This is a genomic window from Pseudofrankia inefficax (assembly GCF_000166135.1).
Lineage (GTDB): Bacteria > Actinomycetota > Actinomycetes > Frankiales > Frankiaceae > Pseudofrankia > Pseudofrankia inefficax.
In genome coordinates, this window is the sequence record NC_014666.1 from 4203738 (window position 1) to 4228096 (window position 24359).

Genomic DNA, 24359 nt, shown 5'->3' on the forward strand with positions numbered 1-24359 from the left:
GTCCCTTCGTCACGCGGTCAGGTTTCGTCGCACAGTGGGGTTTCGTCGTGCTGTCGGGTGTGGTCAGGAGGCGCCGTAGCGGCTCATCACGTCCGCTCCCCAGGCCTCGAACGTGCGCGGAAGCTCGCCCCTGGGGGCGGTGGGAATGACGGTGAGATTCTCGTACTGGTATCCGCGCGGCAGGCTGATCGCGGCGACCATGGCATCGGCCACCATGTCGGGCGTCATCGTGCCGCCGTGCCGCAGCAGGCCCCGGCGGAACCACAGCTCGAAGGCGGGCATCGCCCGGCCGTTCGCGTCCTCGACGGTGTTGAAGTCCGTGCCCAGGGTGTCGCCGCAGCGCAGCGCCGTGACCCGGATTCCGGTGCCCTCGAGCTCCAGGCGCAGGATGCGGGCGGCATGCTCCACCCCCGCGTTCGCCGCGGCGTACGGCAGGTGGTGTAGCCACTGCGTGCCCGCGCTCAGCGACGTGATGAAAAGGATGTCGCCGGGCTTCTCGGCCGCGAGCAGCGCGCGGACACCCCGGCGGGCCATGTACAGCCCGCCGACGAGCTTCGTGGCGATCTCGGTGTGGATCTCCTCGGGAGAGAAGCTCTCCAGCGGTCCATAACGGCCGGTGGCCGCGTTGTTGATGACCGCGGTGACGGTCCCGAACCTCTCCTCGGCGGCGTCGAAGAAACGGTCCACGGACTCCGCGTCGGTGACGTCGAGCGGGTGCGCGAGGCACTCGCCGCCGGCCTTCTCGACAAGCGCCACCGTCTCGGCGAGCTTCTCGGCCCGGCGGCCGCCGACGACGACGCGCCACCCTAACTCGCCGAATTTCTGCGCCGTCGCCTGCCCGATTCCAGTTCCCGCGCCGGAGATCGCGACGACACCGGCGGCCTGCTCCTTGGGCTCACTCACTGGCTGCTCCCTACTGCTACGCAACGTGGGTAAAGAAGGGCGTGGCTGCGTCGCCGAGATCGGGCCGGCGAGGCGCACGACACGCGCGCGCGGCAGGCTCGCCGGCCCGATCTCGGCTTGGGGGCGGTCAGGAGGCCGCGGCGACCGTCTTGCCGGGAACCAGATCTCCGCACATGGGGGTGGCGCCCGGGACCAGCTTGAAGGTCGATCCCTCAAGCTTCGTGATCCAGCTGCAGTTGTTGGCGCCTCCGACGATGTTCTCGCGGTCGTTGATGTCGACCTTGTGGCCGCCGAACAGGCCCATGGCGTCCCAGTCGTGGATGCCGGAGAGGGCGGTGATCAGCGAGGACTGGGACGGGTTCGCGCCGGCCGCCTTCAGCGCGCGGACAAGCAGGCCGGTGGACACGTAGCCGTTGTACGAGGCGTAGGTGGCCGCGGTGGTGACGCCGCCGGCCTTCAGGTCGGACTCGAAGGCCTTGGTGGCGGCCGTCCGCATCTCGATGGGCTCGTAGTAGAGGGTGAAGTAGACCCCCTGCGCCTCGTTGAGCGCGCCCTGGCCGGCCTGGAGCAGGTCGCCGCCGTAGCCGGTGGGCAGCAGCGCGGCCTTGAGGCTCACGCCCTGGTCACGCAGGCCGCTGATCAGCGCGAAGGCCGTGTCCGGGTCGACCGTCGGGTACAGGCCGTCGATCCCCGCGGACTTCATCGCCAGCACCTCGGGCCCGACGTTGGTGCTGCCGAACGCGAACTTGGCGTTCAGATAGCCGACCTTGAGCCCGGCCACCTCCGCCGAGAGGGCTCCCGAGCCGGCGGCCTCCGAGGACACCGGCGAGGAACCGTAGCCGAGCGCTGCCAGGTTGGAGACGCCCAGCAGCTTGAAGATCTTGCCGTAGGTCGTGGCGACCTTCGTCTGCTGCAGCGGGCCGGTCACCGAGAACATGTTCTTGCTCGCGGCCCACTCGGGACCGTCCTGGCTGATGCCGATGACCGGGACGTTGTGCGCGGTCAGGTAGTTCGACGCGGTGAACATCAGCGCCGACTCGCCGAGGACGGCCAGCACGTGGTCCTGGGTGACGAGCTTCTGCGCGGCCGTCAGCGCGGTCGTCGGGTTGGACGCCGTGTCCGCGACCACGTATTTGATCGTGTAGCCGTTGCGGGAGGCGTAGACCGTCCCGGCCTTGACGCCGTCGACGAACGTCTTGTTTCCCGACGCGGCCGGCCCCGTGACGTCGGTCAGCACACCGACGGTGATGGTCCTGTTCGTGGCTCCCGCGGTCGAGCCCGCATTGCTGGGCTGGGACGAGCCGCCGCAGCCGGCGGCTAAGAGCACCGCCGCGGCGCAGGTGAGGCCGGCTAACCAGCTGGTTCGGTTCCGAATCATGGTCTCTCCGTAGCTTCGTTGTTGCTGAGGCCTCACGCCGGGCGACGTCGTCGCCGGCCTCTCTCGAATCACGTGCGGGCTCGGAGGTCGCGCCGCCAGGCCGTCCCGTCGCGGGCCTCCCGGGGCGGGGGCGCCGCGACGTGTGCCTGGACCGCGGTCCAGCGCCGACCGGCACCGGCGACCCGCTGGCGGGCCGGGCGGAGATGCACGTCCACCACCTGCGTCTCCTCCACGTGGGCCAGCGAGGTGTCGCGACGATAAAATAGATGGAGTGTCTAGTCAATGCGTCTGCTGTCGCATTGTCAGTCAGACTGTCGGCGCGTGGACCTGGGCCTCCTGGGCGTCACCGGGCGCGACGACAGTGGCCGCTGGGGTCGCGGCGGCGGCCCGTCCCGGCGGGGAACCCGTGATCGGTCGGGTGGCACGGTCGGTTCGCCGGAGGGCGGCTCTTGAGAAACGCGGGCGCCACGGTGGGCGGGCGCCACGGTGGACTGAGCCGGCCCTCGCCAGCTCTCGGCGTCAGGCGCCAAACGCGGGCGTCAGAGCGCCGAAGCCGGACGTCAGACCGCCAGGTCGGGCGTCAGGCGGTCGCGGGCCGCGCTACGCCTGCTGCGAGCCGGCGTCCCTGATGACGGAGATCCAGGCGGAGGTCAGCACGGCGATCATCCGCTCGGGGTCCCCGAGCTGTCCCCGGACGTAACGTTCGAAGAAGCGCCGCAGCGTCGTGAGCAGGATTTCGGCCGTGAGCTCGGCGTCGTCCGGCCGCAGGTTCTCGCGTGCCGCCAGCAGCGCCTCGGCGAGAATGCGAACCTGCTGCTCGTACCCCTGCTCGACCACGACCCGGATGTCCTGGTCGATGGCCGCGCCGTCCCACAGCGGCGCGACGAGGTGACGGGCCTGGGGCCAGACCTCCACCTGCCGGTGGAACCAGCCCCGGACGGCGGCCGGCGTGGGGTCGCGCGCGATGGCGCCCAGCTCGCCGAACATGCCGTCGAAGATGGCCAGGGTCCGCTCGTTCAGCTCGACGAGGATGTCCGTCTTCGTGCGGAAGTGCAGGTAGAACGTGGCCCGGGTGGCGCCCGCCCGGGAGACGATGTCGTCGATCGTGGTCCGCGCGTACCCCCGCTCGGCGAACTCCAGGACGGCCGAGTCGATGAACCTGGCGCGGGTGAACGCGCGCTGAGCGGCTCGCAGGCTGCCCTTCCGCGCGGGGCGTGGGTTGGCGGGCGCCACGGCGTCGTCCGCCGGTGCGCTCGGATCGGCAGCCCGACCGTCACCCTGCGGGCGCGCGGAGGTCGGCCTGGGCATCGGGCACCTCCACGCCATCGCTGTCTGCTGACTGGACACCATATTTACCATCCAGACGGCGCGCCGCCTCACGCTGGTGCGATCCGTACCCGGCGTGCGGGCCGGTCCGGCGCCGGTCTCTTCGTCCCCCTACGGACGCTTGCGCGCGCTAGTCGGCGATGGTAGCTTCCGTCCAGTGTGCTAGCACGTGATAGTGCGCGGGGCCCGAAGATACATCCCAACAATCGCGACAGGAGAGCCGGTGATTCGTCGTTCCTTCAACGAGGGCTGGCTTTTCCGCCCCAAGGCTGACGCTTTCCTGGACATTCTTGGCCGGGCCGACGCGCCGTGGGAGCCGGTCACGCTGCCGCATGACGCGATGGTGGCGCAGGAACGCGACGGCTCCGACACGGCTTCGAGCCAGCGCGGGTACTTCCCAGCCGGGGCCTACGAGTACCGGAAGACCTTCTTCGTCCCGGAAAGCTATCGCGACCAACGGGTCCTGGCCGAGTTCGAAGGGGTCTACCGCTACGCCCGGGTCTTCGTGAACGGTGATTTCGCCGGCTGGTGCGCGAACGGCTACACGAATTTCCACGTCCAGCTCGACCGGTTCCTCCGGTACGGCGCCGAGAACGAGATCCGGGTCGAGGCGCGCAGCCAGGAGGACACCCGCTGGTACTCCGGCGGCGGGATCTACCGCAACGTCAAGCTGATCGTGGGCGGGCTCGTCCACGTCGCGGCCGACGGCGTGCGGATCACGACCCCGGAGATCGACGCCGAGCTGGCCGTGGTCGCGGTTTCCACCGAGATCCGGAACGTGTCGGCCGTCGGCCGCACCGTCGAGGTCACCACCGAGATCGTCGACGCCGCCGGCGCGGTGGTCGCCACGAGCGTCGCCCCGGTGACCGTCCATGCCGGCGAGCCGGCGGTGCTGCGACAGCGCCTCGCGGTCGCCGGACCGGAGCTGTGGGATCTCGACCGGCCGTCTCTTTACTCCTGCCGGACCGCCGTCACCGCCGGCGACGAGGTCCTCGACACGGAGATCAGCCGGTTCGGGATCCGCTCGGTGAGTGTGGACCCGATCCGGGGCCTGCGGATCAACGGAAACCCGGTCAAGCTGCGCGGCGCGTGTATTCACCACGACAACGGGGTGATCGGCGCCGCGACGGTGGACCGGGCCGAGCACCGCCGGGTCGAGATCCTCCGGCAGGCCGGCTTCAACGCGATCCGCAGCTCCCACAACCCGGCCAGCAAGGCGCTGCTCGACGCGTGTGACGAGCTGGGCGTCCTCGTCGTCGACGAGCTGTTCGACGCGTGGACCCGGTCGAAGGTGGGGCTCGACTACGCGGTCGACTTCGCCGAGTGGTGGGAGTCCGACGTCGAGGCGATGGTCGCGAAGGACTTCAACCACCCCAGCGTCATTCTCTACTCGATCGGCAACGAGATTCCCGAGGTCGGCACCCCGGCCGGCGCCGCGCTCGGCCGCACGATCGCGGAGAAGGTGCGCGCGCTGGACGGCACCCGGCTGGTCACCAACGCCGTGAACGCGCTGCTGGCGACCGGCCCGGACCTGTTCGCCTCCCTGGGCGACAGGGCACGGCCCGGCGCGGACGACGGGGCGGAACAGGGCGGCGACGTCAACGACGCGATGACCCGGTTCCGGGAGTACCTGCCCATTCTCATGACCTTCGAGATCGTCGGCACGAAGACCGCGGAGGCGATGGCCTACCTGGATGTCGCCGGCTACAACTACCTGGACTCCCGGTACGAGATGGACCGGGCCCTGTTCCCGAACCGGGTGATCCTCGGTACCGAGACCTACCCGTCGGACATCGACAAGAACTGGCGGCTGGTCACCGACCACAGTCATGTGATCGGCGACTTCACCTGGACCGGCTGGGACTATCTCGGCGAGCCGGGAACGGGCCGGATCAGCTACGAGGGCGACGTCGAGTCCGTGGGCGCGCTCAGCCACCAGGGGGGCTACCCCTGGCTGGCGGCCTGGTGCGGCGACGTCGACCTCACCGGCCACCGGCGGCCCGCGTCCTACTACCGGGAGATCGTGTTCGGCCTGCGGGCCGAGCCCTATCTGGCGGTGCACCGGCCCGACCGCCACGGCCAGCCGGTGCGGGTCGCGATGCCGTGGTCGTGGAGCGACTCGATCTCCAGCTGGAGCTGGACGGGCCACGAGAGCCGCCCGATCCGGGTGGATGTCTACGCGGCCGCTGACGAGGTCGAGCTCCTCGTCAACCGACGGTCCGTCGGCCGGGCGCCGGCGGGGGAGAAGAACCGCTTCACCGCCACCTTCGAGACGGTCTACGAGCCCGGCGAGATCGTCGCCGTCGCCTACACCGACGGCGTGGAGACCGGCCGTACCTCGCTGCGGTCGGCGGCCGGCGCGGTCCGCCTGGACGTCGCCGTCGACCGGGACCTGATCGCCGCCGACGACGCGGATCTCGCGTTCGTCACCGTGACCCTGGTCGACGGGGCCGGCCACCTGTTCAACACCGCGGACCGTCCCGTAGCGGTAGCCGTGACCGGGCCCGGTGCGCTGCTCGGCTTCGGCAGCGCCGATCCCCGGCCGACGGAGAACTTCTTCGACACCGTTCGCACGACCTTCGACGGCCGGGCCCTGGCCGTGATCCGGCCGACCGGTCCCGGCGCGATCACCGTGTCGGTCACCGCCGAGGGATGCGAGCCCGCCACCGTCCGCATCGAGGCGCAGGCCGCGTCGCTCGTGCCCGGATTACCCCAATCGTGAGGAATCGACGATGACGTCTGACGCCCCACCCGCCGAGACCGACGCGCCGTCGCGGACGTCGATGGCTGGGATCGCGGCCGAGATGATCGACGCCGAGGCGGAACGCCGCGCCCTGCAGGCGAAGGACGAGCAGGAGACGCTGTTCGCCGACGACCTGCTGCCCGGCGTCGGCGGCGGGGAGAAGCGCCTGTCGCTGCGGCAGGGGCTGGCCGCCGGCGGGTCGGTGACCTTCCTGACGCTGATGACGCTCGGCGCCCTGGACGAGCTCGAGTCGGCCACGCTGCAGACGCTTGCGCCGAACATCCGCGACTCGTTCCACCTCAGCGACGGCGCCATCACGGTGATCTCGGCGGCGTCGGGGGCCTTCCTGGTGCTCGGCGCGCTGCCGATGGGGTGGCTGGCCGACCGGTTCCGCCGCAGCCGGGTGATCGGCTGGGCCGGTGTGATCTTCTCGGCGATGGTGTTCGCCTCCGGCCTCGCTGGCAACGCGTTCCTGTTCTTCCTGGCCCGCTTCGGGGTCGGGATCGCGAAGTCGAGCAACCAGGCGGTCCACGGCTCGCTGCTGGCCGACACCTACCCGATCGGCGTGCGCGGGCGGATCGCCTCGACGAACTACGGGGCAGCCAGAGCCGCGGGAGCACTGAGCCCGGCGGTAGTCGGCGGTATCGCCGCGCTGGCCGGCGGCGCGGATGGCTGGCGCTGGCCCTATCTGCTGCTCGGTTTCCCGGCCCTGGCCGTGGCGATCTTCGCGTTCCGGCTGCCCGAGCCGCCCCGGGGCCAGCACGAGATGCAGTCGGTGCTGGGCGAGGTGATCGAGGACGCCAAGCCGCTGCCGATCTCGATCGAGGCGGCGTTCGCCCGCCTCATGCGGATCCGGACGATCAAGACGTCGATCCTGGCCTTCTCCGCCCTGGGGTTCAGCCTGTTCTCCAGCGGCGTCCTGCAGAACCTGTGGGCCGACGACCACTTCCACATGTCGACGTTCCAGCGCGGCTTGTGGGGGTCGATCGGCGGCGCGTCGATCCTGCTGGCGCTGCCGTTCGTCGGGCCGCGCTACGACGACCTGTACCACCGGGAGCCCGCGAAGGCGCTGCGGCTGCTGGGCCTGTGCATCCTGCCCACCGCGGTGCTGCTGCCGGTCCAGTGGTTCATGCCCAACGGCGTCCTGTTCATGATCGCCGGAATCCCGGGCGTGATGGCGTCGTCGGTGGCGTTCTCGATGATCAGCCCTGTTCTCCAGTCGGTGACGCCCTACCGGCTGCGCGGGCTCGGCCTGGCGCTCTCGGCGATCTACGTGTTCTTCATCGGGGCCACCGGCGGAGCGCTGCTGTCCGGCCTGATCAGCAACGCCTACGACCCGCGGGTCGCGGTCCTGGTGATCGGTATCCCGGCCTCGGCGATCGGCGGCTGGCTGATGATCCGCGGTGCCTCGTTCATCAGGAACGACCTGTCGCTGGTCGTGGCGGACCTGCGCGAGGAGCTGGAGGAGCGCGACCGGCAGGTGGCGGACCCGGCGAACATCCCGCTGCTCCAGGTCAACAACATCGACTTCTCCTACGGCCACGTCCAGGTGCTGTTCGGGGTCGCCTTCGAGGTCCGCAGGGGAGAGACGCTCGCGCTGCTCGGCACGAACGGCGCCGGCAAGTCCACCATCCTGAAGGTCATCGCCGGGCTGGGGACGCCGTCGCGGGGCGTCGTACGGATGAACGGCCGCACGATGACCTACGTCTCGCCGGAACAGCGCGGCCGGTACGGCATTCATCTGCTGCCGGGCGGCAAGGGCGTGTTCGCGTCGATGACGATCCGGGACAACCTGGAGATGGCCGCGTTCCGGATGCGCAAGGACACGGCCGACCGCGACCGCCGCTTCGCCTACGTGCTGGACCTGTTCCCGGACCTGGCCGCGCGGCAGAACCAGCGGGCCGGGTCGCTGTCCGGCGGGCAGCAGCAGATGCTCGCCCTGGCCATGGTCCTGCTGCAGGACCCCGAGGTCCTCCTGATCGACGAGCTGTCGTTGGGCCTGGCCCCGGTGGTGGTCCAGGATCTGCTGGCCATCGTCGAACGCCTCAAGCGCGACGGAATGACGATCATCATCGTCGAACAGTCCCTCAACATCGCCCTCGCGATCGCCGACCGGGCCGTGTTCCTGGAGAAGGGCCAGGTCCGGTTCTCCGGGCCGGCCCGCGAGCTGGCCGAACGCGACGACCTGGCACGGGCCGTGTTCCTGGGCCGGGAAGGCGGCTGAACCCCATGGTCATGCCCACCACACAGCTGTGGTTCGACGGACTCGTGACCGGCCTGGTGATCGGCCTGCTGGCCGTCGGCATCGTGCTGGTGCACCGGTCGACCCGCGTCATCAACTTCGCGGTCGCGAACATGGGCCTGATCGGCTCGGTGCTGTTCGCGCTGCTCGTCGTCCGCTGGCACGTGCCCTACTGGATCGGCCTGGTCATCGCCCTGGTCATCGGCGCGGTCTTCGGCGCGATCGTGGACGGCGTCGTGATCCGGCGGCTGTTCAGCGCCCCGCGCGTGATCGTGCTGGTCGCGACCGTCGGCGTGGCGCAGCTCGCCCAGACGATCGTCCTGGCGCTGCCCAAGATGGACGACAACGTCACGGACTCCTACCCGGTGCCGTGGGGCGGGACCTGGTCCCCGGTGCACGGCCTGCGGATCACCGGGGCCGCGCTGAGCGTCGTCGTCGCGGTGCCCCTGGTCGCGCTCGCGCTGGGGCTGTTCCTGAGCCGGACCGCGCTGGGCAAGGCGGTCGCGGCGTCGGCCGACAACCCGGAGCTCGCCCGCCTGCAGGGCATCAGCCCGAAGGCGGTCTCCACCGCGGTCTGGGCGGCGGCGGGGCTGATCGGCACCCTGTGCCTGATCCTGATCTCCGCGCAGAACCAGTCGCTCACCCAGCTCACCACGCTCGGGCCGACAACCCTGCTGCGCGCCCTGGCCGCCGCGGTGATCGCCCGGATGACCTCGCTGCGGGCCGCCCTGGCCGCCGGGGTGTTCCTCGGCCTGCTGCAGACCGTCATCCAGTTCAACTGGCTGGACACCCCGGGCCTCACCGAGGCGATCATCCTGCTGCTGGTGCTGGCCGCGGTGTTCCTGGCCAGCCGGGGCCGCGACGTCGAGGCGTCGTCGTTCTCGTTCGCCCCGAAGGTCCGGCCCATTCCGGACCGGCTGCGCGGGACCTGGTGGGTCCGCTACGCCGAGCGCACCCCGCTGCTGCTGTTCGGCCTGCTCGCCGTCATCCTGCCGCTGCTGGTGACCCAGCCGTCCCGGCAGCTGCTCTACACGGTGATCCTCGGCTACGCGATCTGCGGCGCCTCGGTCACGGTCCTCACCGGCTGGGCCGGCCAGCTGTCGCTGGGGCAGATGGCGTTCGCCGGGATCGGCGCGCTCGTCGCCGCCGCCCTCGACCGGGGCACCCAGCTGACGTTCGGGTCGACCACCGTGTCGCTCAACGCGCTGCCGTTCCCTGCGGCCGTCGCGATCGCGGCGCTCGTCGCCGCGGTGGTCGCCGGGGTCGTCGGGGTCGGCGCGTTACGCGTGCGCGGCCTGCTGCTGGCGGTCTCGACGTTCGCGTTCGCCGTCGCCGCCGACCAGTACCTCTACCGCCTGTCGTTCCTGCACGACACCGACGCGACCACCGCGACGTTCCCCCGCACGACCGTGTTCGGCATCGACGTCTCCGGGCAGCGCGCCTACTACTACCTCGTGCTGATCGTCACGGTGGTCGTGCTCGCCGTGGTCGCCCGGCTGCGCCGCTCGGGCGTGGGGCGCACGACGATCGGCGTCCGGGACAACCCCGCGACCGCCGCGGCCTACACGGTCAACGCGACCCGGGTGAAGCTGCGGGCGTTCGCGCTGGCCGGCGGGATCGCCGGCGTCGGGGGAGCACTGCTCGCCGCGGCCGGCCAGTCGGTGCCCTACGCGGACAAGTACTTCCTGTCCGCCGACTCGCTGGTCATCGTCTCCGTCGTCGTCATCGGCGGTCTGGGCTCGGTCACCGGGCCGGTCCTCGGCGCGCTGTGGGTCATCGGCCTGCCCAGCTTCTTCCCGGGCAACAAGGTCGTCCCGCTGCTGACGTCCAGCCTGGGCCTGCTCGTCCTGCTGCTGTACTTCCCGGGCGGGCTGGTCCAGCTCGGGTACAGCGCCCGCGACGCGCTGCTGTCCTGGGCCGACCGGCGCCTCGGCGGCACGCCCGCGACGAAGGCGACCACGACGGCACCGCCCGCGCTGACCCGGTCCGCCCGCCCGGCCGCGGCCGTCGACACGCCGATCCTGCGGGCCGCCGACGTGCGGGTCCGCTTCTTCGGGCGCACCGTCGTCGACGCCGTCTCGCTGCGGGTGAACCCGGGCGAGATCGTCGGTCTCATCGGCGCCAACGGGGCCGGGAAGTCCACCCTGATGAACGCCATCGGCGGCTACGTCCCGTCGACCGGCGCGGTCGAGTTGCTCGGCCGCGACCTGACCGGTGACGGCGCGGCCGCGCGGGCCCGGGCCGGCCTCGGCCGGACCTTCCAGGCCGCGACGCTGTTCCCCGAGCTGACCGTCCGCGAGACCGTCCAGGTCGCGCTGGAGGCGCGTGGCCGCACGGGGCTGCTCGCCACCGCGCTGCACCTGCCGCACACGTTCACCCGGGAGCGGGCGAAGCGCTCGGACGCCGACGAACTGATCGGCTTCCTCGGCCTCGGCCGCTACGCCGACGCGTTCATCGGCGACCTGTCGACCGGCACCCGGCGCATCGTCGAGCTCGCCGGCCTGCTCGCGCTGGACGCCCGGCTGCTCTGCCTGGACGAGCCCACCGCCGGGGTGGCCCAACGCGAGACCGAGGCCTTCGGCCCGCTCATCCAGGAGATCCGCCGCGAGCTCGACGCCTCGATGATCGTCATCGAGCACGACATGCCGCTGATCATGAACATCTCCGACCGCGTCTACTGCCTGGAGACCGGCGGCGTCATCGCCGAGGGCGAGCCCGACGCGGTCCGTAACAACCCCAAGGTCGTCGCGAGCTATCTCGGCACCGACGAACGGGCCATCACCCGCAGCGGAGCCGCCCCGTCGGCCGCGGCGGGCCCGACGCCCGGGCCGGGCGAGGAGTCCCAGCCGCCGGCCCGGCCCGAGAGCGAGCCCAGCGTTCCCGCCTGAGCCGCCGCGCCGCCGTCCGCCCGCACGAATCCACCCACGCCTGTGATCAGGAGCAGAACATGACACCACGCCGCGCCCGGCGCCTGGCGGCGTTGCTCGCGACGGTGACCGCCGTTGCTGTCGCCGGCTGTAGCACCACCTCGACGAAGAACACCCCGGCCCCGCCCGCGCCCTCGGCCACGCTGCGGGCGGCGCCGGCGCCGGCGATCTCGCCAGGCGTCACGGCCGACAGCATCAAGGTCGGTTTCGTCTATCCGGACCTGTCCGTCGTCAGGCAGTACGTGAACGTCGACCACGGCGACTACCAGGCGGTGTTCACGGCGCTGGTCGACAAGGTCAACGCCTCCGGCGGTATCAACGGCCGCAAGATCGTGCCGGTGTTCGGAGCGGTCGACGTCATCTCGCCGGCCGGTGCCCAGGACACCTGCGTGAAGCTGACGCAGGACGAGAAGGTCTTCGCCGTCCTGGGCAGCCTCAACGCGGACGACGCGCTCTGCTACGTCCAGACCCACAAGACCCTGACCGTCGGGGGTGACCTGAATGCCGCCCGGTACCTCAAGGCGCAGGCGCCGTGGTTTTCCGACCTGCGCGGCGGTGACGCGGCCGGCGACGGGCTGAAGCAGTTCGACAACGGTGGCCTGGCCGGAAAGAAGGTCGCGGTCATCGGCTACACCGCCGACCAGTACACGATGAACAGCGTGGTCGCCCCGGCGCTGAAGAAGCTCGGCGTGACACCGGTCGCGACCGCCGTGATGGACGCTCCGATCACCGACCCCGCCGCCGTCGCGCAGCAGACCGGGGTGTTCGTCCAGAAGTTCCAGTCCGTCGGGGCCGACGCGGTCATCGTCGTCGGCGGGGCGGCCGGCTCGTTCCCGGCGCAGCTGGAGAAGGTCTCCTACCGGCCCCAGCTGCTGTTCACCGACCAGGCCCAGGCCAGTTCGTACTCCCTCAGCAGCGGCAAGCACGACTTCAGCACGCTGAACAACGCGGAGTCGCTCGCCATCGGCACCGACTGGAACAACCCGCCGAACCAGGCCTGCATCGACACCATCGAGGCGGCCATCCCGTCGCTGAAGGGCAAGCTGGTCGACCCGAGCACCGTGGCCTCCGGCCAGCCCACGCTGGGCACGTCCGAGAGCGTCGCCTGCCGCTACCTCGACCTGTTCACCGCCATCGCCAAGAAGGCCGGCAAGGACCTCACCTACGCGAGCTTCCAGCAGGCCGGCTCGTCGCTCGGCACGCTCCAGCTGCCCACGTACACCGACAAGGCGAACTACACCGCCGGTAACCCCGGTGGCGCGATTCCGCTGCGGGTGTGGAAGTACGACGCGGCGAAGGGGACCTGGGTCCTGACCGCGAACTGACGGTCGGTTCGCGACAGAGGCAGGATTCCTCGCTGGCCGGCCCTGGCGGGAAACGCTCGGGCCGGCCCTGGAACGCCGTCACGCGCCGACTGGAGGGCGACATGGACAACGCGGAAACGGGGAGTCTGTCCCGCGAGGAGAAGGTGTCGCTGCTGTCCGGTCAGGACCTGTGGCGGACCAAGGCGCTGCCCGCGGCGGGCATCCGGTCGATCACGCTGACCGACGGTCCCCACGGACTGCGCTACCAGGGCGAGGCGGGTGACCACCTGGGCCTCACCGGCTCCCAGCCGGCCACGTGCTTCCCGCCCGCGGTCGCGGTCGGCTCCAGCTGGGACCCCGCCGTCGCCCGGGCGATCGGCGCCGCCCTGGCGGCGGAGGCCACCGCGCTGGGGGTCGACGTCGTCCTCGGCCCGGGCGTCAACATCAAACGCAGCCCGCTGTGCGGACGGAACTTCGAGTACTACTCGGAGGACCCGCTGCTGTCCGGCGTGCTCGGCGCGGCCCACGTCCGGGGCCTGGAGGACAACGGCGTCGGCTCCTCGGTGAAGCACTTCGCGGCGAACAACCAGGAGACCGACCGGATGAGCGTCAGCGCCGAGGTCGACGAGCGGACGCTGCGCGAGATCTACCTGCCGGCCTTCGAACGGGTGGTCACCGAGGCACGCCCGGCCACCGTCATGTGCGCGTACAACAGGCTCAACGGCACCTTCGCCGCCGAGCACCCCTGGCTGCTGACCCGCGTGCTCCGGGAGGAGTGGGGTTTCGACGGTGTCGTCGTGTCGGACTGGGGAGCCGTGCACGACCGGGTGGCGGCGCTCGCCGCCGGCCTGGACCTGCAGATGCCCTACGACGGCGGTGCCGGCGACGAGGCGGTGGTGGACGCGTTGCGCCGAGGCGAGATCGGCGACGACACGGTCGATGTCGCTGTGGGACGCCTGCTGAGACTGGTTCGGCGAGGTGAACGGACCGCGGCGCCCGTCGACTGGGACGCGCACCACGCGCTGGCCCGGAGCCTGGGCCCGCCGTGCATGGTGCTGCTGAAGAACGAGGGTCCTGTCCTGCCGCTGCGGGGCGGGGAGACCGTCGCCGTCGTCGGCGCGTTCGCGACGCGGCCTCGGTTCCAGGGCGGCGGGAGCTCCAAGGTCGCGCCGGCCCGGGTGGACGTCCCACTGGACGAGATCACGGCGGCGGCGGTGGCGCGCGGCGGCCGGGTCGTCCACGCGCCCGGCTTCCCGGCGCACGCGGCCGAGGCGGACGTGGCGGCCCGCGACGAGGCGGTCGCCCTGGCCGGCACGGCTGCCGTGACGGTCGTGTTCGCCGGGCTGCCCGACGGCGCGGAGTCCGAGGGGTACGACCGGCGGTCCCTCGAGCTCCCGGCCGCTCAGGTCGCGTTGATCCGCGCCGTGGCCGCGGCCGCCCGGCGGACCGTCGTCGTCCTCGCGCACGGCGGCGTGGTCAGCCTCGAAGGCTGGCACGAGCACGTCGACGCCATCCTCGACACGTTCCTGCTCGGGCAGGCCGGCGGCGGCGCCATCGCGGACGTGCTGTTCGGGGTCGCGGAGCCGTCGGGACGGCTCGCGGAGTCGATCCCGCGGCGCCTGCGGGACACGGCAGCCTTCCTGAACTTCCCCGGCGAGCTGGGCTCGGTCCGCTACGGCGAGGGGGTGATGGTCGGCTATCGCTACCACGTGACCGCGCAGATCCCGGCGCGCTATCCGTTCGGGCATGGCCTCGGTTACGGGCGGGTCGAGACCAGCGACCTGCGGGTCCAGCCCGCGGGCGCGGACGGCGCCCACGTAGAGGTCGACCTCCGCAACGTCGGCGACCGGGAGACCAGCCACGTCGTCCAGCTCTACGTGGCCACGCAGGCCGGCCCGGTCCGGCGGGCGAGCCGAGAGCTGCGGGCGTTCGAGAAGGTTCGGCTCGCCCCCGGGCAGACCACGACGGTGACCTTCGACCTCGACCGACGCGCCTTCGCCTACTGGGACGTCCGGCACGGGCGGTGGGTCGTCGCCGCCGGCGACTACGGGATCCAGATCGGTCGCGACGCGCAGACCGTGCTGCTGGAACAGTCCCTCACCCTGGCCGGGGACCACATCGTCCCGGTGCTGTCGATCGATTCCCTGATCGGGGACTGGTTCTCCCATCCCGCCGTCGGCCCGTCGATGGAGAAGGCGCTCAGGACCGCGCTCGCGCCGCTCGCGGCCGACTTCGCCGGGACCGAGCCGCCCGAGGCGCTGGGCGGGGAGGCGGACCCGCTTCGCGCCATCCCGCTGCGGCAGCTCCTCGACCTGCTCGGCGGCGCACTGCCCGCGGGCGGACTGGACGAGGTTCGCCGCATCGCCGTGAGCCACCTGGCGGCCGCGTTCGCGCGGGCCTGAATCAGTCGCCGGCTGACCCCCGGCCCGACAGGCGACCGCGGCTACGTGCACACGTCCCAGAGACACGTCACTAGCGGGTGCTAGTAATAGTCGATGTACGCTAGCATCCGTAACTAGTGCGCACAAGCCCGCAACGGTTCGGGCGCGACGTGACGGGAAGGACGTGGCCGGTGGCCGTGCAGAGACCGACCACCAGCCGGCGGGTGACCGCCCTGGACGTGGCCCGAGAGGCCGGGGTGTCCCGGGCGACGGTCGGCTTCGTCCTGAACGACACACCCAACCAGACGATTTCCGAGGGCACCCGCGAGCGCGTGTTCCGGGCCGCGGAGCTTCTCGGGTATCGCCCGAACAGCGCGGCCCGCGCGCTCGCCAGCGGCCGCAGCCGCATCATTCTGCTCGTCCTTCCCGACTGGCCCGCGGAGTACCGGCTCCGGGACTATCTGGACGAGGTCTCGCTCGTGCTGGACAAGGCCGGCTACTCGCTCGTGACGTACACCCGCCAGCCCTCCCAGTCGGCCCGGCCGCTCTGGGAGTCGCTGAACGCGGACCTCGTCATCGGCACGGCCAGTTTCAGCGCGCCCGACGTCGCGTCGATGCTGGCCTGCGGAGTCCGCGCGATCCATCCGGATCCCGACCACCCCTACCGTCCCGACGTCTCGTTGGCGTTCAGCGCCGGGCCGGAGCTACAGGTCGAGCACCTGCACGAACGGGGCCATCGCCGCCTCGTGTACGCGGCGTTCACCGAGCCGTACGCGTCCTCGATGGTCGTCGCCCGGCACGCGGCGGCGAACGAACGAGCCCGCGCGCTGGGCCTGCCGGACCTCGACCTGCGGCGTATCGACTACCGCGAGGGCGCGCCTCAGCAGGTGGTCCGCGAGTGGCTCGACGCGGGCATCACCGGGGTGGTCGCGTTCAACGACGACGTCGCGGCCGCGGTCGTCGGCACGGCGGTGCGTGCCGGGCTGACGCTGCCCGCGGACCTCGCGGTCATCGGCCACGACGACTCACCGATCGCGGCCATGTTCGTGCCCTCGCTCTCCACCGTCAGGATCGACACCGCGGCCCTGGGACGCCAGTTCGGCGAGTTCGTGCTGCACCGCGTCGACGGCCGCCCGCTGCCCACTCCGCGTGTGTCAGCGAAACCCGTGCTCGTCGCCCGCGAGACCAGCTGAGCCAGCGGCCAAGCCCGGCCTCGTCCAGGGACCGCCAAGATCGGCTTTTTCGCCCTCGCGCGGCTGTGCCCGCGGCGGGTGTGCGACCGCGCGAGGGCCACAACGACGATCAAGCCAGCGGGCCGGCCTCGCCGGGCGAATCTGGCCCGCGGACGATCGCCGTGGGTCAGGGGAGGCGGTTGGCGCGGGCTACGTCGCCGAGCCAGCGTGCGGACGGCTTCACGGTGCGGGTGAACGTGGTCCGGTCGACGGCGATGAGGCCGAACGTCATCGCGAACCCGGACGTCCACTCGAAGTTGTCGAGCAGGGTCCAGTGCAGGTAGCCGCGGACGTCGACGCCGTCCGCGAGGCAGGCGGCCAGACCTTCGAGGGCGCCCGCCGTGTAGGCGACGCGGGCGTCGTCGTCGGCCGTGGCCATGCCGTTCTCGGTGACCAGGATCGGCACCTGGGCGTGGCCGGCCGCCAGCCGGACCGCGTGCCCGAGCGCCCGCGGGTAGACCTCCCAGCCCGTCTGCGTCGTCGGTACCCCGTCCGGCACGGGCAGCAGGCCGGCGGGCCCGATGCGTTCCCTGGTGTACGTCTGCACGCCCACGAAGTCGTCGTCGCGGGACACGTCGAGCCAGTCGAGCTCGGTGGCCTGGCGGACGGCGGCGCACCGGTCCTCGCCGCCGTCCGCGGGCTGCAGGTCGATGAGCGCGAGGGTCCAGCCGACGGCGGCGTCACCGGGCCCGGACTTGATGGCCTCGACCGCCTTGCGGTGCGCGGCCGCCATCACCTCGACGCTCGGGGCGGGCCAGCTTCCCGTCGCCCTGGGCCGCTCGGCCGGCGCGCCCGCGCCGTCGGACAGGCCGAGGCCGTCCTCGCGGGCCGCGGCTGGGACGAGGCCGAGGTGCACCATCATCGAGACGACGTTCGGCTCGTTGAAGGTGCAGATCCAGGGCACCAGGTCGCCGATGTGCTCGGTCACCCGGGCGGCGTAGCGCGCGAACCGGTCGACGGCGGCGGCGCCGCTCCAGCCGCCGGCCGCGGCGAACCAGCGGGGCGCCGTGAAGTGGTTGTACGTGACGACGGGGGTGACCCCGTGGTCCAGGCAGGTACCGACCATGCGCCGGTAGTGGTCGAGCGCGGCGCGGGAGAAGTACCCCTCCTCGGGCTCGATCCGGGCCCATTCGACGCCGAAGCGGTAGGCGTTGAGCCCCAGGTCGGCGAGGATGGCGATGTCCTCGGGATAGCGGTGGTAGTGGTCGCAGGCATCCCCCGAGGGCTCGGCGAAATGGGAGTTCGGGGCCCATTCGGCCGCCCACAGGTCGGCGTTGACGTTGCCGCCCTCCACCTGATGCGCCGCCGTGGCGGCACCCCAGAGGAAACCGTCCGGGAACGTGCTCATGGTGGGTTCTCCTGCCTCGAGAGCTAGCCCGCGCCAGATCGCGCGGAACGTTACTCGCAGGAGCTAGCGCGCGCAAGCAGGTCGATCCCGGGCGACCTGGCCGCGCTTGATCGCCGTTTTGGCCCTCTGATGGTCGTGACCAGGGCGTTTCTGCGACCGCTGGAGCGTGGAAACGGCGATCACCGCACCTTGCCGACCTTCTCGGGCCCGGCGCTAGGTCGACTCGCGTTGGATGAGGGTGACGTGGGCGGGCGGCTCGTGGGTGGGCGGCGGCCGGCCGTCGACCCTGCTGAGCGCGAGCGCGGCGAAGTGGCGACCGAGGGCGGCGCTGTCGAAGCGGACGGACGACAGCGCCGGGACCATGATCGTCGCGATCGGGCTGTCATCGTGGCCGACCACCGCGAGGTCACCGGGCACGCGCAGTCCCAGCCGCAGCGCGGCGCCGACGACGGCGGCCGCGACGTCGTCGTTGTACGCCGCGATCCCGGTGAGCCCGCCGTCGTGCCACGCGCGGACGACCTCGTCGGTGCCGCGGTCCCGGTAGTCGAGGCACCGGACGTCCACGGCTGGCAGGCCCAGCGCCGCCGCATGGCTGCGGGCGGCGTCATGGCGAGCGGACACGAGCGAGGAGAGCCGAGGCTCGTCGAACACGGCGTAGGCGAGGCGCTCGTGGCCGCGTTCGCGCAGGTGCTCGACCTGGAGCCGAGGCCCGTCGATCGAGGCCAGGGACGTGTCCGGTTCCGCGGGTCGCGTCGAGCTCTGATCGGGAAGGACGCGCCTGACCCCGCAGGCGCGCAGCGAGGCGAGGTCGTCCGCGGTGAACGGCACCACGCCGACGACCAGGTCGGGGGTCACGGACTCCCAGAGCCGCCGGGCTGGCCCCTGGGGATGGCGGAACTGGGTCACCAGCGAGTACCCGGCCTCGTCGAGAGCCAGCGAGGCCTCGTCGAGGAACGCGCGGAAGCGGAACTCGATCGGCCAGTCCGGCAGGACGAGCACGATGATCCGGCTGCGGCCGCTGGCCAGTACCTGGGCGGCGCCGTTCGGTCGGTAGCCGAGGCGAACGGACGCCTCGATCACCCGCGCGCGGGTGCGCTCGGAGATGGTCTGGCCCGGGGTCTGGTTCAGGACGAAGCCGACGGTGGCGCGGGAGACGCCGGCCGCCCGGGCCACGTCGCTGGCGGTGACCCGCCTCCTTGCCGTCGCGTCTGACACAGACACCGTCCCACCTCGTTCGGGCCAGCCCGCGGCGGCTTGCGCGCTCTAGCGCAAGAATGGTAGCTTGCGTCGACCGAGTCTAGCGCGCGCTAGTGATGCGAGTTTCGAGGTCGGCGGGATGTGTCCGGAACCGGTGCGTGGATTGGCGCGCCTCGGTAATTCGTCACGGTGATCCAGTCGCCGGGCCGGCGTGCGCATGCACAATTCTCCGGCCGGTGACCGGGCCCTGGGAAAGGCGACCGCGCGCGAAGAGCGAAGGGCACGGACGGCTTTCGCGCGACGGAGCCGCCGCGGATCGACGTTGCGGCTCGCGGGCTCGGGCACTCTGATCGAAAGGAACGGCGATGACCTCCGAGACGGCGGCAAGCCCCGAGAGCCGGGCCGACGACCTCCTGCGGACGATGACGGTCGAGGAGAAGGCCCAGCAGGTCACCGGGCTGCTCTCGGCCGGGCTGCTGGGCCTGAACGGCGTGATCGAGGCCGTGGCCGGCCGGGTGATGGGCGACGGGATCGGCCAGATCGGGATGCTGGGCATGTTCGGTCAGCGGCCGCCGCAGCTGGCCCAGATGGCGAACCAGATCCAGCGGTACCTCGTCACCCAGACCCGGCTCGGCATTCCGGCGATGCTCCACATCGAGGCGCTGAACGGCCCGCTGGCCGCCGGTTTCCCGGTCTACCCGACGGCGATCGGCCTGGCCGCGACCTGGAACCCCGACGGCGTGGAGCAGATGGCGGCCATCACCGGCCGTCAGGTCCGGGCCGTGGGCCATGGCCAGGTGTTCTCCCCGGTGATGGACGTGGCCCGCGACGCCCGCTGGGGGCGGGTGCACGAGACCTACGGCGAGGAGCCCTACCTGGTCAGCGCGCTGAGCGTCGCGTTCACCCGCGGCCTGCAGGGCGCCGGGCCGCGTGACGGGGTGATCGCGACGGGGAAGCACTTCCTCGGCTACGGGGTGTCCGAGGCCGGCCAGAACATGGCGAAGACCGTCCTGGGGCGCCGCGAGCTGTACGAGGTGTACGCCCGCCCGTTCGAGGCGGCGATCCAGCTGGCCGGGCTGCGGTCGGTGATGAACTCCTACAGCTCGATCGACGGGGTCCCGGTCGGCGCGAGCCGGGAGATCCTGACCGACCTGCTGCGCGAGCGGCTGGGCTTCACCGGCACCGTCGTCTCCGACTACGACACCGTCGGCCATCTGTTCTCCCGGGTCGGGGTGGCCCGGGACGCGACCGACGCGGGGCGCCTGGCGCTGGCCGCCGGGATCGACGTGGAACTGCCGAACCCGTTCGGCTACGGGCGGACGCTGGCCGAGGCGGTCCGCCAGGGCGTCGTCCCCGTGGAACAGCTCGACCAGGCGGTGTGGCGGGTGCTGCGCGACAAGTTCGCGGCCGGCCTGTTCGACGCGCCCTACGTCGACGAGGACCCGGTCGTGATCAGCGCCCTCGCCGGCGAGGGCGGCGAGCCCGGCGGGCTCGCGCACCGGCTGGCCCAGCAGTCGGTCACGCTGCTGACCAACGACGGGCGGCTGCCGCTGTCCCGGGACCTGACCCGGATCGCCGTCGTCGGGCCGCACGCCGACGGTCTTTCGGTCGCGTTCCCGCCTTACACGATTCCCGCCGCGCTGGACATGCTCGGCGCCCGGTTCCGAGGCGAACGGGCCAACATCCCCGGAACCGAGGGCATGACGATCGAGACGACGCCCGAGGCGGTCGAGCTGATGCGGCGCGACCTTTCCGGCGTGCTCTCCCTGTCGATCGACGACTACATCCGCGAGAACTACGGCTCGGTGTCGCTCGCCGACGCCGTCCGCGCGGCCGTCCCCGGTGCCAAGGTGACCGTGGCCGCCGGCTGTGGGGTCCTGGACGAGGAGCCCGCCGACATCGCCGCGGCGGTCGCCGCGGCCCAGGACGCCGAGGTGGTCATCCTCGCCCTCGGCGGGCGGGCCGGCTGGTTCGTCCCCCGGATCACCGAGGGCGAGGGCTGCGACACGGCCGACATCGACCTGCCGGCCAACCAGGTCGCCCTGGTGCGGGCCGTGGTGGGCACCGGGACGCCGGCCGTCGGCGTCGTCTACACGGGCCGGCCGATGGCGCTGACCGCGATCGCGGACGAACTGCCCGCGATCGTGTACGGCTACTACGGCGGCCAGCACGCGTCGACGGCGATGGCCGAGGTCCTGTTCGGCGACGTCAACCCGTCGGGGAAACTGCCGGTCTCGATCCCGCGCCACTCCGGCCAGGTCCCGGTCTACTCCGGCCAGCCGACCGGCACCGGCTACCGGCGCACCGACCGCGACGCCCACCAGGACTACCTCGACCTCCCCTCGCGGCCCCTGTTCCCGTTCGGCCACGGGCTGAGCTACACGGCCTTCGAGTACTCCGACCTCGTCGTCAGCCCCGATGAGGTCGACGCCACGGGCTCGGTGACCCTCACGCTGACCCTGCGCAACAGCGGCGACCGGTCCGGCACCGAGATCGTGCAGTTCTACCTGTCGGACCGGGCCACCGGGGTGACCAGACCGGCTCAGGAGCTGGTCGGCTTCGCCCGCGTCGATCTCGGGCCGGGGGAGACCGCCGAGGTCGGCTGCACCGTCGAGCTGGCCCAGCTCGCCTATCTCGGCCTCGACGGGCGCCTGCAGGTGGAGCCCGGCCCGATCGAGGTCCTGGTCGGGGCGTCGTCGGACGACAGCCGGCTGCGCGGACGGTTCGAGGTGGTGGGGGAGACGGCGGTCCTCGAGCACCGGAGCGCGTTCCTCTCGGCGGCCACGGTCCGCCAGGTAGCGGCCGTGCCCGAACCGGTCTCGCCGTGAGCCGACCGCCGCGGTGACCAGGCCAGCGGCGCGCCGGTGTGGGCAAGGTTGAGGCCCCTTCCGCACCCACACCGCGCGCGCCGCGCCTGGTTGGACCCAACACAGAATGCGAGGGCAGATGGGGAACGTGGACCAGCCGGTGCCGCCCATGGACGAGGAGTGCGCCGCGGCCTGGAACCATCTCGTCGAGACCCAGTTCGGCGGGAGGATTCCCGAGATCACCGAGGAGCTGGTCCCGCGCGCTCAGGCGCACAAGATGCCGACCCGCGCGATGGTGCTCGACCAGTTCCCCGTCACCGAGGAGGAACGCTCGGTCCCGGGCCTCGACGCGGAGATCACCGTCTCGGTCTTCACCCCGCACGACCACGAAGGGACCGGCCCAGGCATCGTCTGGCTGCACGGTGGCGGAATGATCGCCGGCCATCGGTTCGGGGCCGAGGCGGCGTTGCAGCTCGCGCTGGCTTCCGGCGGCGTGGTCGTGTCCGTCGAGTACCGGATGCCTCCGGAGTACCCGGACCCAACGCCCGTCGACGACTGCTACGCCGCGCTGCTCTGGACCGCGGACCATGCCGGCGAGCTGGGGATCGACCCGGCCGCGCTGGTGCTCGCCGGCGGCAGCGCGGGCGGTGGCCTCGCGGCCGGCACGGCGCTCCACGTCCGCGACGACGGCGGCCCGAGTCTGGCGGGCCTGCTCCTGCTCTCCCCGATGCTCGACGACCGGATGCGCACCGCCTCGGCGCACATGTCCGGCCGGTTGTCGTGGACCCGGACCAGCAATGAGACCGGCTGGCGGGCGCTGCTCGGAGACCGCGCCGGCACCGACCGCGTCTCCAGCTACGCGGCGCCCGGCCGCGCGGTCGACGTCTCGAGGCTGCCCCCGACCTTCATCGACGTCGGATCCGTCGACCTCTTCCGCGACGAGGACGTCGCCTTCGCCACCTCGATCTGGGCCAGCGGCGGCGACGCCGAGCTCCATGTCTGGCGCGGTGGCATCCACGGCTATGAGGGCTACGCCCCCGAGTCCCGGCTCACCGTCGAGACGCTCGCCGCTCGCGAGCGCTGGCTCACCCGCGTGCTCGGCCGCTAGGACCGGCCGGAGGCGTGCAGGCTCCGGCCGGTCCCAGCCCGGGGTCAACCGGGGTGGCGAGCGCTCAGCCGGTGCTGCCGTCGGCGCAGACCCGGTCGCGGACCACCTGGAACGCCGTGCCGTCGGGTGCCACCTGGACGAACGCGTAGCAGGAGAGCGGCTTGCCCGAGTCGTCGCGCAGGTCGATGGGCGCGATCAGGCCGCCCGCGTCGTAGGCGGAGACGCCGCGCAGCGCCTTGACGAAGCCGGCCCGGGTGGGGCAGGGCCCGGCCAGGTCGAGCCCGCGCAGGAACATGTCCGCGCTGATGTAGGTGAACATGGCGAACTGCTGGTCCGCGTCCCCCGACTCCGGGGCGTAGGTCACCATCGCGTCCTCGTACTGCTTGATCGCCGGGCCGCCCGCCTCGAACGGGCGGAAGAAGACCGGCATCGACACGCCGGCCAGCGCCTTGCCGTGCGCACTGGCGATCACGCTCCGGTCATAGCCCGTGAGCACCACGCTGACGGCGAGCTGGGCGCCCGCGGCGCGGGTCGCCTGGACGACCTGCGCGAAGTCGTCCGGCGCGGTGATGCCCAGCAGCGCGTCGGCGCCGAAGCTGATTATCTTGTTGGCCACCTGTGCCGGGTTACCGGTGGTGGCCACGTAGGAGAACGTCTGGACCGCGCTCGCCCCGGCCGCGCGCAGGCTCTGCTCGTAGCTCACGGTGTTCTCGGAGGTCAGGGCCGACGGGTCGCCGATGATGATGGCGACCCTGGTGCCGCGGGCGGCCCGGACGTACCTGCCGACCACCGCGGGGGAGGCCGAGTAGATGAAGGAGAACATGTTGTCGTGGCCGGCCCAGGCCGGCTCGATGGCGGTCCCGGTGACCGGCACCACCTGTTTGGTCAGGGCGGTCATCGAGTCGCCGAGCGAGGCGCTCGCCGACACGAGGCCGAAGACGTTCCGCTGCTGGACGAGGGTGTCGATCGCGACCGCGGCCCCGGACGCGGTGCCCTGGTCGTCGCCCCAGTCGTAGGTGATCCGCCGCCCGTGCACACCGCCGTGCGCGTTCGCGAGGCCGATTCTGGCGTCGAGCCCGGCGCGGGCCGCCGAGAGCGCCGTGCTCGACGGCCCGGTGGCGGGATACACGAACCCGAGCTTGATCTGGTTCGAGGTGACCCCGGGCGCGTCGCAGGCCGTGTTCCCGCTGTTTCCGCTGCTCCCGCCGGGAGCCGACGAGCAGCTGGTCGCCAGCGCGAGCGTGACGGCGACCGCGATCCCGCCGGATAATCTTCGTCTGTGCGCGCCCATATCTTTCCCTTGAAAGGTCTGGCAATGTACGGAGGCCTCGCGATGCGGCAGGCCGGGGTCGGCGCCACCGTTACTCGCGAGTAAGAACGTGCTGGTCGCCGGCAACTAGCGCATGCTAGTAGTGGTGGACGCTATCAGCGCGCCGCTAGCGCGCACAAGCCCGCGGACAGCC

15 protein-coding genes are annotated in these 24359 nt (G+C 71.8%); 8 read left to right on the forward strand and 7 right to left on the reverse strand.

Annotated elements, in window-relative coordinates; genetic code table 11:
- Positions 1-63 precede the first annotated feature (63 nt).
- The 4 genes from FRAEUI1C_RS16965 to FRAEUI1C_RS16975 all read right to left on the reverse strand — a co-directional run bounded on the left by FRAEUI1C_RS16965 (position 64) and on the right by FRAEUI1C_RS16975 (position 3589).
- Positions 64-903 carry an SDR family oxidoreductase gene (locus FRAEUI1C_RS16965; protein WP_013424541.1) on the reverse strand — a complete coding sequence of 280 codons (840 nt, stop codon included), beginning with the start codon at positions 901-903 and terminating at the stop codon, positions 64-66.
- 127 nt (positions 904-1030) lie between these two features.
- Positions 1031-2281, reverse strand: a complete 1251-nt coding sequence (locus FRAEUI1C_RS16970) for an ABC transporter substrate-binding protein (RefSeq protein ID WP_013424542.1) — start codon at positions 2279-2281, stop codon at positions 1031-1033.
- Between the two features lie 68 nt (positions 2282-2349).
- Positions 2350-2496 carry a hypothetical protein gene (locus FRAEUI1C_RS39615; RefSeq protein WP_157734969.1) on the reverse strand — a complete coding sequence of 49 codons (147 nt, stop codon included), beginning with the start codon at positions 2494-2496 and terminating at the stop codon, positions 2350-2352.
- A 385-nt stretch (positions 2497-2881) separates the two neighbouring features.
- Positions 2882-3589 carry a TetR/AcrR family transcriptional regulator gene (locus tag FRAEUI1C_RS16975; RefSeq protein ID WP_013424543.1) on the reverse strand — a complete coding sequence of 236 codons (708 nt, stop codon included), beginning with the start codon at positions 3587-3589 and terminating at the stop codon, positions 2882-2884.
- A gap of 241 nt (positions 3590-3830) precedes the next feature.
- Between FRAEUI1C_RS16975 and FRAEUI1C_RS16980 the strand changes: the two genes are divergently transcribed.
- The 6 genes from FRAEUI1C_RS16980 to FRAEUI1C_RS17005 all read left to right on the forward strand — a co-directional run bounded on the left by FRAEUI1C_RS16980 (position 3831) and on the right by FRAEUI1C_RS17005 (position 16397).
- On the forward strand, positions 3831-6329 hold the full coding sequence (locus FRAEUI1C_RS16980; RefSeq protein ID WP_013424544.1) for a glycoside hydrolase family 2 TIM barrel-domain containing protein: 2499 nt from the start codon (positions 3831-3833) through the stop codon (positions 6327-6329).
- A gap of 10 nt (positions 6330-6339) precedes the next feature.
- Positions 6340-8574: an ATP-binding protein gene (locus FRAEUI1C_RS16985; RefSeq protein WP_013424545.1), complete on the forward strand. Its 2235-nt coding sequence runs from the start codon at positions 6340-6342 to the stop codon at positions 8572-8574.
- A 5-nt stretch (positions 8575-8579) separates the two neighbouring features.
- Complete coding sequence (locus FRAEUI1C_RS16990; RefSeq protein WP_013424546.1) at positions 8580-11480, forward strand: ABC transporter permease subunit; 2901 nt, start codon at positions 8580-8582, stop codon at positions 11478-11480.
- 59 nt (positions 11481-11539) lie between these two features.
- Complete coding sequence (locus FRAEUI1C_RS16995; protein WP_013424547.1) at positions 11540-12844, forward strand: ABC transporter substrate-binding protein; 1305 nt, start codon at positions 11540-11542, stop codon at positions 12842-12844.
- Between the two features lie 101 nt (positions 12845-12945).
- Positions 12946-15225, forward strand: a complete 2280-nt coding sequence (locus FRAEUI1C_RS17000) for a glycoside hydrolase family 3 C-terminal domain-containing protein (RefSeq protein WP_013424548.1) — start codon at positions 12946-12948, stop codon at positions 15223-15225.
- A 170-nt stretch (positions 15226-15395) separates the two neighbouring features.
- Positions 15396-16397: a LacI family DNA-binding transcriptional regulator gene (locus FRAEUI1C_RS17005; RefSeq protein WP_013424549.1), complete on the forward strand. Its 1002-nt coding sequence runs from the start codon at positions 15396-15398 to the stop codon at positions 16395-16397.
- Between the two features lie 166 nt (positions 16398-16563).
- Here the strand turns inward: FRAEUI1C_RS17005 and FRAEUI1C_RS17010 are convergent, their stop codons facing one another.
- Positions 16564-17784: a glycoside hydrolase family 1 protein gene (locus tag FRAEUI1C_RS17010; protein WP_013424550.1), complete on the reverse strand. Its 1221-nt coding sequence runs from the start codon at positions 17782-17784 to the stop codon at positions 16564-16566.
- A gap of 213 nt (positions 17785-17997) precedes the next feature.
- Positions 17998-19005: a LacI family DNA-binding transcriptional regulator gene (locus tag FRAEUI1C_RS17015; protein WP_013424551.1), complete on the reverse strand. Its 1008-nt coding sequence runs from the start codon at positions 19003-19005 to the stop codon at positions 17998-18000.
- Positions 19006-19346: 341 nt separating this feature from the next.
- Here FRAEUI1C_RS17015 and FRAEUI1C_RS17020 point away from each other — a divergent pair, with 341 nt between their 5' ends.
- Both FRAEUI1C_RS17020 and FRAEUI1C_RS17025 read left to right on the forward strand, forming a co-directional pair.
- Complete coding sequence (locus tag FRAEUI1C_RS17020; RefSeq protein WP_013424552.1) at positions 19347-21809, forward strand: glycoside hydrolase family 3 N-terminal domain-containing protein; 2463 nt, start codon at positions 19347-19349, stop codon at positions 21807-21809.
- 118 nt (positions 21810-21927) lie between these two features.
- Complete coding sequence (locus FRAEUI1C_RS17025; protein WP_013424553.1) at positions 21928-22896, forward strand: alpha/beta hydrolase; 969 nt, start codon at positions 21928-21930, stop codon at positions 22894-22896.
- Between the two features lie 64 nt (positions 22897-22960).
- Here FRAEUI1C_RS17025 and FRAEUI1C_RS17030 read toward each other — a convergent pair whose 3' ends face one another.
- Positions 22961-24187 carry an ABC transporter substrate-binding protein gene (locus FRAEUI1C_RS17030; RefSeq protein WP_013424554.1) on the reverse strand — a complete coding sequence of 409 codons (1227 nt, stop codon included), beginning with the start codon at positions 24185-24187 and terminating at the stop codon, positions 22961-22963.
- Positions 24188-24359 lie beyond the last annotated feature (172 nt).

Excerpts from the sequence above, each read along its gene's own strand:
- FRAEUI1C_RS16990 (WP_013424546.1), top strand. The coding sequence starts at position 8,580 with ATGGTCATGCCCACCACACAGCTGTGGTTCGACGGACTCGTGACCGGC.
- FRAEUI1C_RS16970 (WP_013424542.1), bottom strand. The coding sequence starts at position 2,281 with ATGATTCGGAACCGAACCAGCTGGTTAGCCGGCCTCACCTGCGCCGCG.
- FRAEUI1C_RS16975 (WP_013424543.1), bottom strand. The coding sequence starts at position 3,589 with ATGCCCAGGCCGACCTCCGCGCGCCCGCAGGGTGACGGTCGGGCTGCC.
- FRAEUI1C_RS17020 (WP_013424552.1), top strand. The coding sequence starts at position 19,347 with ATGACCTCCGAGACGGCGGCAAGCCCCGAGAGCCGGGCCGACGACCTC.
- FRAEUI1C_RS17010 (WP_013424550.1), bottom strand. The coding sequence starts at position 17,784 with ATGAGCACGTTCCCGGACGGTTTCCTCTGGGGTGCCGCCACGGCGGCG.
- FRAEUI1C_RS16995 (WP_013424547.1), top strand. The coding sequence starts at position 11,540 with ATGACACCACGCCGCGCCCGGCGCCTGGCGGCGTTGCTCGCGACGGTG.
- FRAEUI1C_RS17000 (WP_013424548.1), top strand. The coding sequence starts at position 12,946 with ATGGACAACGCGGAAACGGGGAGTCTGTCCCGCGAGGAGAAGGTGTCG.
- FRAEUI1C_RS17025 (WP_013424553.1), top strand. The coding sequence starts at position 21,928 with ATGGGGAACGTGGACCAGCCGGTGCCGCCCATGGACGAGGAGTGCGCC.
- FRAEUI1C_RS17030 (WP_013424554.1), bottom strand. The coding sequence starts at position 24,187 with ATGGGCGCGCACAGACGAAGATTATCCGGCGGGATCGCGGTCGCCGTC.
- FRAEUI1C_RS16985 (WP_013424545.1), top strand. The coding sequence starts at position 6,340 with ATGACGTCTGACGCCCCACCCGCCGAGACCGACGCGCCGTCGCGGACG.